Source organism: Bacillus sp. WC2503, assembly GCF_052682895.1.
Genome location: NZ_JBQYMD010000001.1, coordinates 1,448,218 through 1,467,266, shown reverse-complemented (window position 1 = coordinate 1,467,266; position 19,049 = coordinate 1,448,218). Strand labels below are relative to the sequence as shown.

The 19,049-nt window shown below is 34.4% G+C and carries 17 protein-coding genes and 2 other annotated features (1 of these 19 running past the window's edge); of the genes, 2 read left to right on the top strand and 15 right to left on the bottom strand.

What is annotated here, in order from left to right:
* Positions 1–235, bottom strand: a binding site (T-box leader); it reaches 5 nt to the left of the window's first position.
* Between the two features lie 105 nt (positions 236–340).
* From ACUN26_RS07755 to ACUN26_RS07725, 7 genes are all read right to left on the bottom strand, one after another.
* On the bottom strand, positions 341–4,543 hold the full coding sequence (locus tag ACUN26_RS07755; protein ID WP_000883818.1) for a bacteriocin-processing peptidase family protein: 4,203 nt from the start codon (positions 4,541–4,543) through the stop codon (positions 341–343).
* A gap of 318 nt (positions 4,544–4,861) precedes the next feature.
* The gene (locus ACUN26_RS07750) at positions 4,862–5,764 is read right to left on the bottom strand and encodes a class I SAM-dependent methyltransferase (protein WP_000965873.1); all 903 of its coding nucleotides are present in this window, start codon (positions 5,762–5,764) and stop codon (positions 4,862–4,864) included.
* 144 nt (positions 5,765–5,908) lie between these two features.
* Positions 5,909–7,597, bottom strand: coding sequence for an arginine--tRNA ligase (gene argS / locus ACUN26_RS07745; protein WP_000456030.1), 1,689 nt, complete (start codon positions 7,595–7,597; stop codon positions 5,909–5,911).
* A gap of 45 nt (positions 7,598–7,642) precedes the next feature.
* Positions 7,643–7,857 (bottom strand) — a binding site (T-box leader).
* A gap of 40 nt (positions 7,858–7,897) precedes the next feature.
* A complete protein-coding gene (locus ACUN26_RS07740; protein WP_000637472.1) occupies positions 7,898–8,674 on the bottom strand; it encodes a class I SAM-dependent methyltransferase in 777 nt (258 codons plus the stop codon).
* A 49-nt stretch (positions 8,675–8,723) separates the two neighbouring features.
* Positions 8,724–9,158 carry a BrxA/BrxB family bacilliredoxin gene (locus ACUN26_RS07735; RefSeq protein ID WP_000063703.1) on the bottom strand — a complete coding sequence of 145 codons (435 nt, stop codon included), beginning with the start codon at positions 9,156–9,158 and terminating at the stop codon, positions 8,724–8,726.
* A gap of 82 nt (positions 9,159–9,240) precedes the next feature.
* Positions 9,241–9,624 carry a thiol-disulfide oxidoreductase DCC family protein gene (locus ACUN26_RS07730; RefSeq protein WP_000634894.1) on the bottom strand — a complete coding sequence of 128 codons (384 nt, stop codon included), beginning with the start codon at positions 9,622–9,624 and terminating at the stop codon, positions 9,241–9,243.
* Positions 9,625–9,627: 3 nt separating this feature from the next.
* Positions 9,628–10,755 carry a conserved virulence factor C family protein gene (locus tag ACUN26_RS07725; protein WP_000692595.1) on the bottom strand — a complete coding sequence of 376 codons (1,128 nt, stop codon included), beginning with the start codon at positions 10,753–10,755 and terminating at the stop codon, positions 9,628–9,630.
* A 331-nt stretch (positions 10,756–11,086) separates the two neighbouring features.
* Here ACUN26_RS07725 and ACUN26_RS07720 point away from each other — a divergent pair, with 331 nt between their 5' ends.
* Positions 11,087–11,212 carry a hypothetical protein gene (locus ACUN26_RS07720; protein ID WP_001255857.1) on the top strand — a complete coding sequence of 42 codons (126 nt, stop codon included), beginning with the start codon at positions 11,087–11,089 and terminating at the stop codon, positions 11,210–11,212.
* An 81-nt stretch (positions 11,213–11,293) separates the two neighbouring features.
* On the opposite strand, the gene ACUN26_RS07715 is transcribed toward ACUN26_RS07720, so the two are convergent.
* From ACUN26_RS07715 to ACUN26_RS07690, 6 genes are all read right to left on the bottom strand, one after another.
* Positions 11,294–11,683 (bottom strand): hypothetical protein, encoded by a 390-nt coding sequence (locus ACUN26_RS07715; protein ID WP_000940649.1) that lies wholly within the window; start codon positions 11,681–11,683, stop codon positions 11,294–11,296.
* Between the two features lie 360 nt (positions 11,684–12,043).
* Positions 12,044–12,379, bottom strand: a complete 336-nt coding sequence (locus ACUN26_RS07710) for a single-stranded DNA-binding protein (protein ID WP_000982002.1) — start codon at positions 12,377–12,379, stop codon at positions 12,044–12,046.
* A gap of 161 nt (positions 12,380–12,540) precedes the next feature.
* Complete coding sequence (locus tag ACUN26_RS07705; RefSeq protein ID WP_000975118.1) at positions 12,541–12,795, bottom strand: DUF4318 domain-containing protein; 255 nt, start codon at positions 12,793–12,795, stop codon at positions 12,541–12,543.
* 105 nt (positions 12,796–12,900) lie between these two features.
* Positions 12,901–13,632, bottom strand: a complete 732-nt coding sequence (locus tag ACUN26_RS07700) for a Bax inhibitor-1/YccA family protein (RefSeq protein ID WP_001260657.1) — start codon at positions 13,630–13,632, stop codon at positions 12,901–12,903.
* A 75-nt stretch (positions 13,633–13,707) separates the two neighbouring features.
* Complete coding sequence (locus ACUN26_RS07695) at positions 13,708–15,603, bottom strand: ABC-F family ATP-binding cassette domain-containing protein (RefSeq protein WP_000783187.1); 1,896 nt, start codon at positions 15,601–15,603, stop codon at positions 13,708–13,710.
* Complete coding sequence (locus tag ACUN26_RS07690; RefSeq protein ID WP_000165953.1) at positions 15,600–16,247, bottom strand: HD domain-containing protein; 648 nt, start codon at positions 16,245–16,247, stop codon at positions 15,600–15,602. The genes ACUN26_RS07695 and ACUN26_RS07690 overlap by 4 nt, the downstream gene beginning before the upstream one ends.
* A 109-nt stretch (positions 16,248–16,356) precedes the next feature.
* Here ACUN26_RS07690 and ACUN26_RS07685 point away from each other — a divergent pair, with 109 nt between their 5' ends.
* Positions 16,357–17,085 carry a hypothetical protein gene (locus ACUN26_RS07685; RefSeq protein WP_000499664.1) on the top strand — a complete coding sequence of 243 codons (729 nt, stop codon included), beginning with the start codon at positions 16,357–16,359 and terminating at the stop codon, positions 17,083–17,085.
* Between the two features lie 422 nt (positions 17,086–17,507).
* Here the strand turns inward: ACUN26_RS07685 and ACUN26_RS07680 are convergent, their stop codons facing one another.
* Both ACUN26_RS07680 and ACUN26_RS07675 read right to left on the bottom strand, forming a co-directional pair.
* A complete protein-coding gene (locus ACUN26_RS07680) occupies positions 17,508–17,723 on the bottom strand; it encodes a hypothetical protein (protein WP_016513975.1) in 216 nt (71 codons plus the stop codon).
* Positions 17,720–18,820 carry a response regulator aspartate phosphatase gene (locus ACUN26_RS07675; protein WP_016513974.1) on the bottom strand — a complete coding sequence of 367 codons (1,101 nt, stop codon included), beginning with the start codon at positions 18,818–18,820 and terminating at the stop codon, positions 17,720–17,722. The genes ACUN26_RS07680 and ACUN26_RS07675 overlap by 4 nt, the downstream gene beginning before the upstream one ends.
* Positions 18,821–19,049: the final 229 nt, after the last annotated feature.

Genomic DNA, 19,049 nt, shown 5'->3' with positions numbered 1-19,049 from the left:
GGACGGGTTTACCCGCGTTACCACCCTAATTCTATTAGCTTTTCACTAATAGCGCTTAGCAACGTACTAACATACGCGTTCTTTGTAACGGTAGACATCCGTCCGGGCCTACTTACTTTCAGCCTCGGCTCCTCGGAGATGATTTTCAAATAACGTCTGAACACCGGCTTTCAGCACTTTACCGGCTCTCTGGGGAACAGTTCATTATTTTACTCTTTCTCGTCTTCAGATTTGTATACTTTGTTAAAAGCTATTTTATGCCATTTAACAATAAATTGTCAACTAATTCAAAATATATTTTTATTTATATCCTTTTTTCACTACTTATATACATATACAATTACTTTTCAAACTCTCTCAGTCTTGCTAGATCTTCATCTTCTTCGATAAGTTCAGCAAAAAATCCAGATTCATCCTCACGAAGTACATGTTCAAGCTCTTCTTTCGCCTCTGCATTTCTATTTAATAACGCTAAATAACAAGCATGATCATATCTTGCTAACAGATCACTCGTATCCATTGTTACTACTTCACTTGTTATTTTTTCTGCCTTTATCGTTTGGCCGGCACTATGATATGAAGATGCTAATGAGAGAAGAATTGCCGTATCATTTGGATGATGTATAGAAGCATCTTCTAATAACTGAATTGCCTCTTCATATCTCTCTTGACTTTGGTATATTTCTCCTAAAGCAAGGAATCCTCTACTTACAAACGGTGTTTTCTCCGTTAATTGTAAGCATATTTTTTCTGCTTTTCCTTCTTCCCCAACTTTCAAGAATACTTGCGCTTGTATAAGAAGCGTATCATAATCATCCGGTAGCTCTCGAACTAATTGCTTCATTAACTCTACAGCATCTTGTAACAAATCTTCGTCCTCACACTCAATGAAAAGATTTACAAGTTGCTTCGCTACCTCATAATCCCATTTATTTTCTAACGATGTTTGCAGAACATCTATCGCTTCTTTATTCATCGATACATTTTCGTAAAATAATCCAAATCGTTGTGCTGCCATACTATTTTTTGGATTTAACTTTAATGAGATTTCATATAACTCAATAATTGTTGTAACCATTGAAATTTCTTTTGCCCGGTTTTTCATACGATAAAAAGCTCTCGTAAATATAGATTTTTTCGGTTGTTCATTTTGTTGACGTTCAATCCATCTTTCCGTAACCGCAGCTGCTGCACACATGAATGCTGTACTTCTTTCTGCTTTTTTCACTTTTAATGTATGAAGAAAATCCCGGATGTTAGACAATTTCTTATGTTGTTCTACCGCTTTTACATAAACATCAAATATACGTTCATTATTTACATCTTTTTGTATTACTTTCATTGCAACTTCAATCGCTTTTGCATCTCTTTTTTTCACTAATACTTTTACATAATGATATAGAACTTCTGCATGCTCACTATCTAATTGTAGCGCTTCTTCAATCTGTGCTTGTTCTTTATCTATTTCATCCATCGCTCCATACACATACGCAATCGCATCTAAGCGCCATATTTCGGGTACTTCGCCTGCTAGATGTTCTAATTCCTTTAGCAACTCTTCTTGAAGATTTATTTCTACTGAAAGCTGTGCCAAATATTCCATATTTATATACAAAGGCTCTTCTTTCATCGCCTGAACCATATGAATTTGTTCTTTGAAACGGTCTTCTTCTTTTTCGTATATTTCTGCTAGTTGTAAATGTACACCTAAAAAGTTTTCATCAAGCTCTAAACATGTTTCATACGCTTGTTTTGCTTCTGTCAATTGTCCTAATGCCATAAGTGTTTCACCAATTCGGTAATATGGCAATGCCGTTTTCTTTTGTTCTATTGCTTTATTATATCTTTTCATCGCTTGGCCATACTGTCCAATAGATTCATGTAAAATACCTGCATAACAACTGTATTCACTTACTTCATTTCTTTCTTTTTGTAACGTTCTTAAGAATGCTATACCTCGTTGTACAAATACAGTTCCTTTAATTCGATTCACATATTCATCTAACGCACTTGCTACATTATATTCACTCTGCTTTATACCACTCTCTAACTTAGACAATGCTACTTTAAACCCATCTTCATTTCCACCAAGTTCAACCTCTGCATCCCATAAAACCATTCCTGCATTCATAAGGAAATCTTGGCTCTTTTCAATTTGTGTTTCGAGACCAAGAATATATTCTTTCGCTTCATCATATCGCTCTTTTGCCATATAAACTTGCGTAAGTCCGAAATGAGAATAAACATCTTCATTATCTTCTTCTAAAGCACGCTTATATAATGTTTCTGCTTCTTCCAGACTATCATTTTGAAAATGATAATCACCTAATCTTACATATAGAGACGCCTTATCATCACAATTCTCAATACCTTTTAATAAAATTTCTTTTGTGCTTTTCTCATCCTTCAAATCAGATTCATAGATCTCTGAAAGTTTCGTATAAATGTAAGGCGCATTACTATCTAACTGAATCGCCACTTTAAGTCCTTTTATCGCTAAATGTAATTTCCCTAATTGATGCGCACATCTCGCTCGTTCATACCATACATGCGCCTCATTTTTATATTCTCTTAACAAATTATTAAAGATTTCATATGCTTCTTCATATCTTTCTAAATCTATTAATATTAAACCGTGATTCGTTAAAGTGAACCTTTCTGGACTACGTTCTACAGCTACTTGAGAAAACTGCAACGCATTTTCAGATTGATCGATATACATATAAGATAACGCAAGGAAACTCCAGGCGATCGGCTGATCTGCGTCCAATTGTAATGAGGAACGAAAACTTGTAATCGCTTCTATATAACTTTCCTGTTCAAATGCATATCTTCCATTTATCAAATGATATAAAGCACGATTATTTTTCTTCTCAACACTTGCCAGCATTTGCTCAGCTTTCTCCATTTCTTGAAGACGAATAAAGCACTGTGCACCATGCAATTTAACAAAATCCGAGTTCGGAAACTTTTCCATTAACTTTTCTATACAATATAAAATAAATTCTTTATCTACTTCAACATCTAAATGTTTCATCGTATATAACCACGTATTCCGATTATCACTCGTCTCTTTTAAAAATTGTACTAAGTTATTAATTCCCTCTTTATCTTGTTCATCTAAATGATCTGTAAGAGAGAAAATGGATTTAAAATAATGATTCTCTTCTTCACTTAAAAATGCTAGTTTTTCCTTCTTTTCTTTCGGAACAAACGTGATCGCCAAACAACCTGTATAACGATATTTCTCTTGCAATTTACTATATTCCACAAGAACTGGTTCTATAAAGTTTGGATCTTGAACATAAAAAGCTTGTAACGTATCATCATATCCTGATAGCACTTGCACATGTGAAGCATGTTCGATGTCTATACTTAATAAAACGGGGATCTTTCGGTCGAGTAATATCTTATAAATTTCCTCATTCCCTTTAAAATAACGATATTCATAGCCTAACTCTTCAATATAAGAGACCGTATCGGAAAACTTTGAGCCTGTCATATCAAAAATAAACTCTGCTATTTCATCTTGTGTACGTTTTTCTCCCCATAGCTGCAACATCATTTCTAAACTTGTCGGAACACAATAATTATCCTTTTGTACAATTGGAACTATCGGCAGGTGAACCTTTTTTCCATCTGGATTTTTTTCTAAATTATGATATAAAGAGCCTTTTAAACTTTTTTCTTCTTTTAATAACTGTTGTAAATCTACAAGTTTATTCATTTTGTACAACGCTTCTGCACGTAAATGTACAAAGTAAGTTTCATAAGCATGATAAGGAAGCGTACTATTAATATTATCTATTACCTCTAACATCTCTTCATATTTCGCTAAATCTAATAAATACTTTACCTTTTCAAAATGAAAATATGGTACTTGTGGAAACTTTACAATCGCATCATCAATTAACTGTAATGCATGTTTTTGTTCCCCTTTATTCGCATATAACTGTGATAATAAGTAGGTAGATAGTTCTTCACAATCTTTATGCTGCTTTCCAGCTAAAAATTGTTCTTCTGCTTTCTCCCATTCACCTGTATGCATATAGACGTAGCCCCATTTATCAAAGACCGCACGTGTACTGTACTCCTCTGCTTTTTGCATATAAATGAGCGCTTCTTCATTTCGTTTCATTTCTAATAAACATCGTACTAAAGTAAAATATGTTTTCGCTAAAAAATCGTCATCTATTTCTTCTTTATCTGCCTCTTCTAAAGAGTCTTTTAACAACTGTTCTGCTTCAAGGATTTTTCGCTCATCAATTAACTCATCACAATATAAAGAGAGCGTTCTCATATTTGGGAATTTTTTATAAGCGTAGCGAATGAGGAATGAACTGTATTGGTGCATAAGCCCTTCATCAGTAAGGCGAATTAATATATCAAACTCCTTATGTGAAGGAATATTAGCAAGCCAAGTCTTCACATAGGATAAAGTATTCGTTTCTTTTATATATGAAATTTCATTATTTATTTCCTGTAATCCATCTACAAATCTCTTGTCTTTCAAACAAGCTTCTAACTGCTTAAAATCTAGCATGCATTCACCTCGAATATTTATTTAAACTGCTACTTGCTTAGATTTTACACATCATATTGTAGGTATTCAACTAAAATCTCCTATAATGGATAGTATTATTTAATATTATTCGAATTTATAACAAAATATAGTAAAAATGATTGTTTTTCTTCGTATTTTGTTTAATTATATGGAATAACGTGAATTGAGGATCTTATCTTTTCAAGGCCAAAATCAGTACATGAAATTATATCGGCGATAATTCAAATATATCAGCGATTATACGGTGAATATCGACTTATCGATAAAAAATGTCAATCCTCAATAAATTGCTACCTTTTAACATTCTATGTCACCAAATGTAATTTTCATATTCGGAGCATATACTAAAGATGAATGTATATGGAGCGCTTTAAAAAATCGTAGTTCTGCTTCATATTGAGCTAATGCTTCATCATATGTTAATCCTCTTATCATTAAACGTTCTATAAATTGCTGTTTATCACCCGGGTTGTCCGCAATCCCCTCTTCTCTTAATGAATGATACAAACTGTGTTTATCATTGTGATGCATACTAGAGTCTAAAAAGTTCACTTTATCGCTCACTCTACACTCAATATTTTTCACACCTAATTTACTTAAATACATCGGTATTTTCATGCCAATATTTCCATCTTTACCGTTTCTCTGCGCGTCTTTTTCAAATAACTTCTGCAAAGCACCTAGTTTAATAATTTCCGATTGATTCTCTCCATCTAAGACATATGAAGACATATTTGAAATCCAATGTGGTTCAAAACAGATTATTTTACCACCTTTTTTAATTGCATGTATCATTTTTTCTAACATCATTTTTGGAGTATTCATATGTAATAGGAAAGCATGACAGATTGCTATATCGTATTTATCGTTCAATTCAATTTCTGTAGCATCCCCCTCAATAAATTCTGATTCATATGGAAGTAGATGAAACAACTCTCTCGCTTCAGCAAGTAATGTTTCTCCACTATCAATGCCTGTATACTTTGAACCTTCTGGAAGTAACGGCATTAATACTAAGCCTAAATAACCATATCCACAACCGAAATCAACGATATGTACGGGCTTATTAATCTTCCAAACTGAATTTACTAAAAAACTTACATAATCGTCGTTGTAATATAAATCTCTTGTATTTTTTAAATATGTTAGTTTACTGTTCCAGTCGTATGTTTCCAAACCTAACGCCTCCTTATATAACATTACAATTCTCCATTTAATAAAGACATTCCTATACTTTAAAGAAAAGTTAAGTTTAGTTTTAAAAAAATGAAACTTTTGCTTATACCTTTCCTATAAATATAAAAAAGGTATACATATCTACTATGATACGTACACCTTTTTATGTTACATCTCCTCAGGTGCCTCCACCCCAAGCAAACGTAATCCCTCTTTTAATACAACCGTCACAGCATAAACTAATGCCAGTCTGCTGTCTTTCTCTTTACTCTCTTCCAATATACGCACATTTCCATAATATTTATTGAACGATTGTGCTACATCTAATACGTATTTCGAAATGATTGATGGCTCATTTTTGTTGAAGGCTGCTTCAATTACTTGTCGGAACTTATTCAGTAATTTTACGACGCTCCAGCTATGATCATCTTTTAATGCAAACGTACACGTTTCAAATTCTACACTTTCTTTTCTTAAAATAGAGCAAGCACGCGCATGTGTGTACTGTACATATGGTCCTGTTTCTCCTTCGAATTTCAGCATATTTTCTAATGAGAATTCGATATTATGCATACGCTCATTTTTCAAATCGTGGAAGATGACTGCTCCTACACCGACTTGCTTTGCTACTTCTTCTTTCTGTTTTAAGTTTGGGTTTTTCTCTTCAATATTTTGTTTTGCAAGGTCTATTGCTTCCTCAAGTACTTCTTCAAGTAAAATAACTCTTCCTTTACGTGTCGACATTTTCTTACCGTCTTTTAAAATGAACCCAAACGGTACATGTTCCATGCCGTCAACCCAATTGTAGCCAAGCTTTTTTAATACAGTGAAAAATTGATTGAAGTGTAAACTTTGTTCCAGGCCAACTACATATAGGGCTTTATCAAATGCATAAGTGTTTTGACGATATAACGCTGCCGTTAAGTCACGTGTTGCGTAAATAGTCGCACCATCTGATTTTCTAATTAAGCAAGGCGGCATTCCCTCTTCTTCTAAATTAACGACTAATGCGCCTTCTGACTCTTCAAGCAACTCATGCTCCTCTAAAATCCCAATGAAATCTTCCATTAAGTTATTATAAAAAGCTTCTCCTTGAAAATTAGTAAATTCTACACCGAGAAGTTCATAAATTCGAGAAAATTCTTTTAAGGATTCGTGACGGAACCAATTCCAAAGCTCAACAGCTTCTTCATCACCTTCTTCTAATTTCTTAAACCAAGCACGCCCTTCTTCTTCTAGTTCTTCGTCGTCTTTTACCTCTTCATGGAATTGAACGTATAACTTAAATAATTCACGGATTGGATCCTCTTTAACTACTGCTTCATTTCCCCATTTTTTATAAGCAGTAATTAACTTTCCAAACTGTGTTCCCCAATCCCCAATATAATTAATTCCTACAACTTCATAGCCACATTTTTCAGCGATATGTTTCAGTGAATTTCCAATCATTGTAGAACGTAAATGCCCCATCGAAAAAGGTTTTGCAATATTTGGAGATGAGTAATCAATAACTACTGTTTTTTCACATCCAAAGTAATTTTGACCGTATTCTTCTTTCTTAGCTAAAATCGTTTTTAATACAGCATCACTTACAGTTTCACGATTGAAAAATACATTTACATAAGGACCAACAGCCTCTACTTTCGTAAAGAACGGATCATTTACTTTCTCCGCAATTTCCTTTGCGATAATAGCTGGTGATTTTTCATATTGCTTCGCTAGTGAAAAACATGGGAACGCTGCATCTCCGAATTCATCTTGTTTCGGTGTTTCGATTAAATCTAAAATTTGATTTTGCGTTAATTCATTTACAAAAATATTTGATAAACTTTTCGCAAACTGTGTTTTATATTCCATACTACAACCTCCTTATTTTTTTAAACACAAAAAACTCGTCTCTATATAAGAGACGAGTTTTAACCCGTGGTACCACCCTTGTTGTTCATTACGAACCACTTTCCCGTTTATAACGAGGACAGGGGACCTCGGCTTACTCTACTATTCGTTCAAGAAGCGTCTCCGAAGTGCGCTTCATCTTTTTCTTCCGCACTAGGCTCACACCATCCCTAGCTCGCTTTCCTTCTGAAAAAGACTACTCTCTTCATCACAGACAGTATATTTAATTAATTATTGCTTATTATACATCTTTTCAAACAATTAGCAAGGGTCAATTACGCCAAAATGAAACTTTGCACTTTTTCTTTTGTATACGTGAAAATTGTGTTTTTCAAATCTAGTACTACGGAAATGGTCTTTCAGAACAATACGCTTTCTCGCCACACGCTTCGCTTCCGCAATTGTTTCATCAGTAATATCATGATACAAAGCGAAGTGTTTTAATCCTTTAATTCCATCTGATTCTATGACAGTTTCTTCAAACATCGGATCAAGGTAAACAACGTCATAACTATTATCCTCACATTGCGTTAAAAAAGCGAAATGCTCTGTTTGCTTTACATGGATTCTTTGCATTGCCTTATCGATTTCAGCAACTGATGAAGACCATGTTTGCAAACCTTTTTCCATTATGTAAGCCATATATTCGTTACCTTCAAGTCCTGTTACCTTTCCACTTTCACCAACAATATAGCTAGCTACAATACTATCTGATGCCATGCCGAGCGTACAATCTAACACCGTCATTCCGCTCTCTAATTTAGCAGCTTGTACAAACGGATCGTGCTCTCCGCGCATTAACCTTTTCACACGAAACATTGCTGAGTTTGGATGAAAGAAAAACGACTCTTCCGTACCTTCAGGGTAAATAGCTAATCGGTTCTTCCCTACGACAAGCACATCTTGTTCATATTTCTCATGCAGTTTGTGCACAGGTATATCATTACGTATAACGAAAGAACTATTTAATTCTGTCGCTATTTTTTTTGCATAAGATGTCATTTCTTTATTTGTTCGTCCTGCTGTTGTTACTATCATTATTTCACCTCTATATAAAGAAAAGAGGGAGATTTACTCTCCCCCTTCTTTAGCAATTCTTTTCGAAAGCTTGTTCTAAGTTCGTAATAATTTCGTCCATAGTTGCACCTTCAATTTCATGACGGTGAATGAAGTGAACAACTTCTTTTCCTTTTAATAATGCCATAGATGGTGAAGATGGAGGGATTTCTCCGAAGTATTCACGCATTTTTGCAGTAGCATCTTTATCTTGACCTGCAAATACAGTTACAAGATGATCAGGTTGTTTTTCAGCACGAACAACTGCTTGACCTGCTGATGGACGCGCTAAACCAGCTGCACATCCACAAACTGAGTTTACAACTACTAATGTTGTACCTGATGCATTCTCCATAAATTCTGTAACAGCTTCTTCTGTAGTTAACTCTTCAAATCCAGAACGCACTAATTCTTGGCGCATTGGAATTACCATTTGACGCATGTATTCTTCATAAGCATTTGACATCTTGTATCTCTCCTTCAACTTTCATTCCAAATTCATCATATCACGCTCTATTAATAGGTGCAAAAGAAAGATAGTGACGTTTTCATTTTTTTGAAGGGATTTCACAAACCCCACCGCGGCAATGTCCAACTGGGACAAGTTTTCTATTGTTAGCGATATAATCGTATACTTTGCTTCCAAATCCAAGTACGATAGATAATTTTATAAAAGGCACTGCAAACCAATAAGATGGAACAGCCTTCGCTAATACGTTTATGCTATGAATTCCGTCATACCATTTATTATTTTTAAAAATATACATCCTTTGCTCCATCTTACTTTGTAGTTCTTGAGAAAGATCATACTTCTTAACTACATCATCATCTCGAAATGAAACAAATGTCATTTTACCCTTTTTATCTAATTTCTTCGTACGCTCTGCCACTGCAGTACACATCGGACACCAACTATCATAGAAAACAATCATATATTATTCCCCTTTACGAGATTCCGTCATTTGTTTCCATACAGAACCTTTCGCTTCTTCGCCGCCTTCAATACGCTCTAATGCAAGACGAGCTTGCATCGCTACTTCAAACTCTGGATCATCTTGCGCTGCTTTTAATGCCGGAATCGCACTTTCATCTCCAAGTTCAAATAAGAACATAGCTGCACGCCAGCGTACTAATTTACTTGGGTCTTTCAGCGATTTAATCATAACGAACATCGCTGCTGGGTCACCTACGTCTGATAAGCAATCCCCTGCAGTACGACGAACACTTACTGAACGATCTAATAACGCTTTATATAATAACGGTAATACTTCATCACCTTTTACCATACCTAAATAAGCTGTTGCTATGCGGCGGATAGATACTTTTTCATCGTCTAACGCCATTTTCAACACTAGAATATCCTCTTCAGTAGGATCCATTTGCTCTAAAGCTGCAAAACGATTTTTCCAGTCAGAATCTTTCATCATCTCTTCTGTTACTTTATATGGCTCACGCTTTTGAATCGTTACTTCAACTGCCCCAGCCTGATCTAATAATTCTTTAACTGTTTCATTTACACGTTCTTCTGAATAAGCAGCAACAATTTCTTCTACTACTTCTTTCCCTATTTCTTCAAAATTACCGTAACGTGTACTTTGCTCTACCCATTTACGCTCTTTCACAACGTTAGGTGCAGACATTTGCACTTTCATGATTGATTCTTTAAAACGATCAGGTAAACCAACACGCTCTTCCGTCGTTCCATCTGTTAACTTCACTTGCATCGGAATTGTAAAGAACATTTGAATAAATACTTTCACTTCTCCAAAGTGAGAAAGTTGCTGTTCTTCGCTTTCTTCTACTACTTCTTCACCGAAAACGGCACGAACTTGTTGTAATAAAACTTTCCAATCATACTTCGCATTACGCTCGACTGCTAAAAAGTCTGCTACATGATACACACCTTTAATGCCTTCAATTTTCAAAATTTCTTGCACTTGTACTGGTGCTTGTTCTTTATTTTCATTTGTATAATTATTACGCGCTCCTGATGGTAATACTTCATTCAAAATAACTTTCATTGTATTTGGACTTGGCGTCGGTTCAATTGCTTTAATCTTCACGTAAAAAACTCTCCTTTATTGCGTGTTCTTAGCTGTATTGTAACATGTTATCACTCTATACTCCTACTCGGATGCTTAATTTTACTACTTTCTTCCCGCTACCATACTATTTCATTTTTTACATTTCAAATTAGGAACGAAATTTTAAAACCGTTCGCTTCCGATAGGTTTTATTTTAAGGAGGGAATTTGTTCTCTTTGCCCTACATAAAAAGAGGTATCTATATCCTAGTTAGATCATTCATTTTAAAGTGAAGTGCAGTTAATAAATAAAGCTCTGGAGGATACTACTAAGAAAGAAGAACGATTTATATATAAAAACGTTCATACGAATGCGCTCTGAGGGACTTGTTGGTGGAGAATTGATTTCTGAAGACATTTTGATTGTGGATATTCCGAAAGATGAATTAATGGAATTGCTTAGAGTGATAGAAAGAAAAAAGGCGAACCCTTTATGAAATTAAGAGGTTCGCCTTTTTCGTTACGGTAATTCCATATTATGTCAAATATATTTGTGTATGATATACATCATCATGGTGTTAGCAAGCAAAAGTATATTCTTCATTTCTGAAAACAGTAGATGGAAGATTGTGACCTTCTGAGTCCGCTAAGAAAGAATACACAAGAACATCCTCAACATCATCTTTATTTCCTCTAATGATAACGTCAAGAAAATCTTCTATATGGAATTCTGGAGTAAACAACACAATCTTAGATGTTCTGTTTGGTCCTAAAGAAACAATAGTACGAGAGATTTCAACTAATTCATTTTGCGTTGGGAAAAAAGTGTTTGGACTTCTCTTAACAATTACCGTTACATTACTAGTATGGCAGCGTGAATCATTGTTTAACATAATATTGAGAGCAGTTGGAATAATACCATTCTCAGAAACCGGAACTCGAAAAACCCCAGTAGATTTATGAGCCATATAATCACATCCTTTCAAAATAAAATATTCTTAACAATATAGTAGATGCAAGAAAAGTTCATTTTGATAGGGACAAATTATGTGATTAATATGCACATAATTATCTTCAATATTAATAAATCAATGATTCAAAAGATTAACAAGTACCGTGAAAAATGTGGAATAGAACCAATCTAATAATCCCACTTCAATGAGTAACCATTTCCAGAGGAGTCTTTCAATATTCAGTATAAAAAATTTTAAATTTATAATTTTCGTTAGCGTATTTTTCTTCAAAATTGCTGACAGTACCCCTTCTTTAAATTTATTAAAATACTTTCCACAATTTTTTCCGAAGCTATTACTTAAAATCCCCTTTTATTACGATGCCCCCTTCCTCCTTCTCTCCAAAAAGGTAATACTCTCAATCACAACTTCAGTTCTATATATTTTCTTTCCTTTTTCATCATCGTAATTATTCGTATGAATACGCCCTGTAATTCCAACAAGTGATCCCTTCGTACAATATTCTGTTACATTTTCAGCTGCTCTTCGCCAAACGACACAATTTATAAAATCTGCTTGTTGTTCACCTAAACTATTTCGAAATCCTCTATTCACTGCAACACATATTCGTGCATAAGCGACGCCTTGTTTTGTGTAGTATAATTCTGGATCCTTTGTCAATCTACCGATTAATACAACTCGATTCATCATAAGTTATACCACCTCGCATGTTTTTCTTCATTGTAAAGAAAAATGTGTGAAGGGTAAAAAGGATAAAATTATATATTTCTAAAGTAAAAAGGATTACTTTGCATATAAAAAAGCAAAAAAGAAACCCTACATATTATGAACATGTAAGGTTTCAAGATATATTATATTTCACTGCAAGAGATGTAATACCCTCCGCGAGCCATCTTTATTTCAGCGCTAAACAATGCATCGTCTAAGTAGAATGTAATCGGTTTAACTTTACTCTCAAATTTTAGTAGTTCATTACATTCAGCTGCATACCCTTCAATGGCTGAAATAATGCATTCTGCTGACGGATATGTTAAAGCATCATCTAGTTCTATGAAAAAACTTTTAGAAAATAGTTTTTTCATAATCCCTTTCTTCTCTTTCATCATATTCCATCCCCTTCCATTCAAACTTCTAACATCCACATTATACCATTCATTCAATTTATCTTTGAAAATAAAAAAATCCTGCACATTTCATGCAGGATTTTTTCATTAGTCATTTTTCGTAAAGTAAGAAACGAAACGAAGAATTTCTAAGTATAACCATACTAGAGTCATCATTAGACCCATTGCACTGTACCATTCCATATATTTTGGAGCTTGGCTACGTGCACCGCTTTCGATTAAATCGAAATCTAGTAATAAATTTAATGCAGCAACTACAATAACAACCGCACTAATGATAATACCGATTGTACCGCCCTGGTGAATATATGGAACAGTTACACCGAACATATTTAATAAGAATACGATTAAATACATAACCATAATTCCCATTGTCGCTGCAATTACACCCGTACGGAATTTATCAGTTACCTTTACAACGCGTGTTGCATATAAAACTAACATTGCAAATAGAATTGAAATTGTAAGTAATACAGCGTTTAAAACGATAGAATCGCCAAATTTCATTGTATAAACTGCTGAAATACTTCCTAATACAACTCCTTCTACCGCCGCATAAATTGGCGCCCCAATTGGTGCCATTCGCGGGAAGAAGATAGATGCAAATGCGATGATTGCCGCAATTACTAATGCACCAATTAACACTGGCATTTTCATCGTACCCTGCATCATCTGTATGTATGAATAGACAGACGTTGCAAGTAGCAAGATAAGCATGATAAACGTTTTGCCTACTGTTCCGCCAATAGTCATCGCAGAAGCGCTTGCTCCCTCTTTACGAAATGCCTCTTTTTTCAACATTGGATTAGATGTTCTCATTTTTTCCCTCCTAAAATAGGTTCTACCAATAGTGTAAAGTTTTTCTCTTTACTTTTCAATATATGCAGCTTGTTTTTATTTTAATCCTTCAACGATATCTGATAGTTCACTCCATCTTTCCATCGTTTTTTCTAGCTCTTCTTCTGTTTTCTGCTGTGCTTCAGATAATTCTTGTGCCTTTGTGAAGTCAGATCCAACTTTCGCAAGTTCTTCTCCAATTGACTCAATTTTCTCTTCTAGTTCGGCAATTGTATCTTCAATTGTTTCCCATTCACGCTGCTCATTGTATGAAAGTTTACGTTTACGTTGTTGTTTTGGAGCTGCTTCTACTACTTTTTTCTCTTTTTGAACTTCCGCTTTCTCAATAAGTTCTTTCGTTTTTTCCATTTCTAAATAATCTGTATAACTACCTAGGAACTCACGCACTTCTCCTCCGCCAGTAAAGATGAACAGTTCATCTACTACTTTATCTAAGAAGTAACGGTCATGCGATACAGTTAAAACGACACCTGGGAAATCTTCTAAATAATCTTCTAGTACTGTTAATGTTTGTGTATCTAGATCATTCGTAGGTTCATCAAGTAATAGTACGTTTGGTTCCCCCATTAAAATACGTAATAAATATAAACGTCTTCTTTCACCACCAGATAGTTTACCAAGCGGTGTACCATGTGAATGCGTCGGGAATAAGAAACGTTCTAACATTTGAGATGCACCAATTACTTTTCCATCTGTTGTATGAATAACTTCTGCAATCTCTTTAATGTATTCAATCATACGCTGATTTAAATTCATCTCTTCATTTTCTTGCGTATAATAAGCAACTTTTACAGTTTGTCCTACTTCAACTTCACCACTATCAGGAGATAACTTGCCTGCAAGCATATTTAATAGAGAAGATTTCCCGCTTCCATTCGCCCCAATAATTCCGATACGATCGCCTGGTTTCACAATATGATTAAAATTATGTAATACCGTCTTATCGCCAAATTTTTTCGTTACATCTTTTAACTCAAGTACTTTCTTTCCTAAACGACTTCCACTTAGTGCAATATCAACTGACTGTTTTGCAGCTGGCCCTTCTTGTTCCTTTAACTCATCAAAACGCTGAATACGCGCCTTTTGTTTCGTAGAACGGGCTTTTGCACCACGGCGAATCCAAGCAAGTTCACGACGATATAAATTTTGGCGTTTGGATTCTTGTGCCAATTCTTGCTCTTCACGAAGTGCTTTCGCTTCTAAAAATGTACTATAGTTTCCTTCGTAGCTATATAGTTTACCATTATCTAATTCAAAAATACGATTCGTCACACGATCTAAGAAATAACGATCATGGGTTACAAGTAATACCGCCCCTGTATATCTTGCTAAATATTCTTCTAACCATTCAACTGTCTCATGGTCAAGATGGTTCGTAGGCTCGTCTAAAATTAATAAATCAGGTGTTTCAATAAAACATTGTGCCATTGCGATACGTTTTTTCTGTCCACCAGATAAATTCCCAACAGTTGCAGTGAAATCTGTAATTCCTAATTTCGTTAGAAGAGATTTCGCATTTGCATTTGCTTCCCATGCACTCATTGCATCCATACGTTGCTGCACTGCAAATAATTGTTCCTGTACTTTTTCATTACTTGGATCTTTTTCAATATTTAATAGTGCTTTTTCATAATCACGAAGAAGACGAATTAAAGGTGTATCACCATGGAACACTTGCTCTAATACTGTTAGTTTTTCATCAAACTCTGGTTGCTGTGATAAATAACTAATTGTATATCCACGTGAATGCGTCATTTCACCTGTATCAGGAGTTTCTAACCCTGCAATAATTTTTAATAATGTTGATTTACCAGTACCATTTACACCAATAATTCCGACACGTTGTCCTTCTGTAATACTACATGATAATCCATCAAATAACGGTTTTTCTCCGTATGATTTCGATAAGTTCTCCACAGTTAACATTTTCATATTTGTGCATTCCACTCTTTCATAAATTGTTCTATAAACTGTTCCATATAACAATGACGAACTTCAGCTTCTTGTTTTGCTGCGTTCGTATTCATTAAGTCTTTTAATTTTAAAAGTTTTTCATAAAAATGATTTAAAGATGGATCGTTATTTTTTCTATACTCTTCTTTCGTCATTACTTCACGCGGCGGAATTGTTGGATCATACATTAATCTCCCTTTCGCTCCGCCATATGCAAAAGTACGTGCAATCCCAATTGCTCCAAGGGCATCTAAACGGTCTGCATCTTGAACAATTTTCCCTTCAACTGACTCAACTGCGCCGCCATGCCCACCCTTATAAGACATATTGACGATGATATGAAGAATATGTTTACTTTCTTCCTCATCTACATGTAACTCTTCTAACCAATCAGAAACTTTTTTCATTCCTGCTTCTTCACTTTCATTTAACTTTTCATCTGCCACATCGTGAAGTAATGCTGCCATTTCAATTATAAAACGATTTCCTCCTTCTTGCTCGGATAAAGAAATCGCCAGTTTATGTACGCGCTCAATATGATACCAATCATGCCCACTCGCATCTTTTTCTAAAATATTTTTTACAAAAGTAATTGTTTTTTTAATCTTTTCTTGTTTTGTCATTTTATCTTCACCCAGTTTCTTATTGTAACACGCCCGCCTTTTTTCATCACATATTTTCTTGTCCGCCCATACACTAGGTGGTAGGCATCATCATGAAGGAGGAATAAACATGTTCTATAATAATCAACCACCTTATCCACAACAACCATTTTACCCTCAGCAACCGGAACAAAGATATACAGAACAATATGAGGAACAAGAATTACAACAGCCAGAACAACAATACGAACAAAATCCATACGCTACACCGCAAGCTCAAGAACAACAAAATCCATACGACACACGTCCAAATTATGAATATCCTCAAAATCCATATGCAGCACCGCAAACTCAAGAACAACAAAATCCATATGACACACGTCCAAATTATGAATATCCTCAAAATCCATATGCAGCACCGCAAACTCAAGAACAACAAAATCCGTATGTAACTCAGCCACAACAACCACAATACCAACAACAAATGTATCAACCCAACTACGACGCACGTGTCTCACCACCTAAACCACCAACAATTGATCCAACGCAACCACAAATTTTACCACCAGGTCCGACTTTAGATATTACACAACCACAAATTTTACCACCTGGGCCTATTACAGAACCGACTCAACAACAAATTCAACAAGTTGTCGGTACACAATTTTTACCTTTAAAGAAACCTGTATTAGATTTCGTAAAACCTTGGGTAGATTATGGTTTAAATGAAGCGAAACATACTTCACATAAACACGCTTTAACAGAAGTCGCTGCGATTATGTTTTTAGTTGGAAAAGGATATAACCCCACAATTGCTCATTATATCGTTGAATCTTGGGAGAAGAATGAGCAGTTTTAGGATTGTTTATTTGATAAAATATAAAAAACACAAAAGTGCCAAAACCCTTATACCACAAGGGTTTTGGCACTTTTTAATATCTAGAATAAATTTTATTGAAATAATTATTTTTATAGATTTTCATATTTTTTTATATAGTACGTGAACAAAATGTGAGCAAAATGTGTGCAAATATATGAATCGCATTTTGCTGTTGGTGCACCGGTTATTTAAACCAATTCTCAATTATGAGATTTATATGAGAAACTAACACTTTTTCCTGTTGGCACTCGGATAGTTTCTTGATAGCAATCCACACCCAGACATTATTGTTGATGAAATTGATATACTAGAACATTATCCCTTATATTATTTCAAATATACTTTGGTCGTAATTAAAATAAAACAAAAAGAGGACGTATATATCACGTCCTCTTTTTGTTTTATATATGTTCACCATGATCAATATAAGTATCGCCGTATTCGTATGCCGGCGCAGGTGGTCTACCGTGATCAAAATCGGCCACATTAGAAATATAATCTGGTCTTTGTGGTGCAGGCGGTCTACCATGATCAGCTTGTGATGTATTAGATTCTGCAAAACTTCCAATAGTTAAAACAGCAGCAAAACTAACAAATCCCATTAGTACTTTTTTCATTTTAACGCACTTCCCTTCTGAAGTAATTCTTTAGCATCATAAGATATATTAAAATATTGGCTAGCCTTCTCATGATTACCTTCTTGATAAAGTTTTTTCGCTAAAATTCCAGCGTACTCTTCCATAAATCCATAAAGTTTTTGGGATTCGAAGTAATCTAGTCCATCTGCAATCGTTGTTTCTAGATTCTGCTTATAATTTTCATCGTATTGTGCTCGAAGTATTCGTAAATGATGTGTATATTCAACGTCAGCTAATTCAAAACCTTGAGTCAAAAATTCTTGTGCTTGTTCAATTTCATTTACTTTGAAATGTTCTCGAGCCAATAAGAACACAGTTTTATGGTAAGGTCTCTCAGATTTATAGACATCCATTAAATGCCGAATTGCAGTTGCGGATATACCTTGTTTTGCATAAAGAAAACCTAAGTTGTATTGAATTAAGGTAATTAGTCGAGTACAGTTATGTTTTTTAGCCATATCCAAACACCTAACAAAAAGTTCTTCTCCTTGTTCAAACTGACTTAAAGTGACACTTGCCAATCCCAGGATTGTATCGCATTCAATTTGATTTATTACATAGTCTTCATGCTTTTTGTATATGTCTTTTGCTTTCATGACATGCTTAATTGTTAATAAAGGTTGTTGAAGATGGTAATATAGTTCACCAAGTTTATAATTAAATTCAGCTTTTTCAATTTCGTTAGGAATATACTCTAAAAGTCGTTCAGCTTCTTCAAATTGCTCCATAGCTTCCATATAGTTAGCAATCATGGTGTTATGCACAGCTTTATAGAAATGGTAGTAGTATTTTAAATACTCATCAATAGTTTTTGTTGTAAGTTTTTCAACTGCATCAAAATCACTACGAGTTACATATGATTTATTTATTAACACTTTATAACTATAATCCAATAGAGAATAATACAATAAGAGATTTTGATCTTGTAGATCTCGGTTTTGTTCGACCATTAAGACACTAATCTTTTCATCAACTTCTTCTTTCATTCTTGTCGCTTTTGTTATTTGTTTAGATAGAATAACTTTATACCATTCATTTAATAGTTTAGTAACTTTTTCATTATTCAGAATTATCATATCGCAATCTCCTTTATTTAGTTTATATAAAATCAATCATAACAAAGTTTAATTGTAATAAGTTGTAAAAAACAATTTTATAAAAAAATATTCAGAATATTAAATGTATTTTTTATCAATTGACGTAAAAACATCGGTAAATCGTTAGATTGTAAAGATGAAATTATTTATATAAAAATCATTATAAGCCCAGTAAGGGTATAGCTTTAAGAAGGGGTGTCGAATTGTT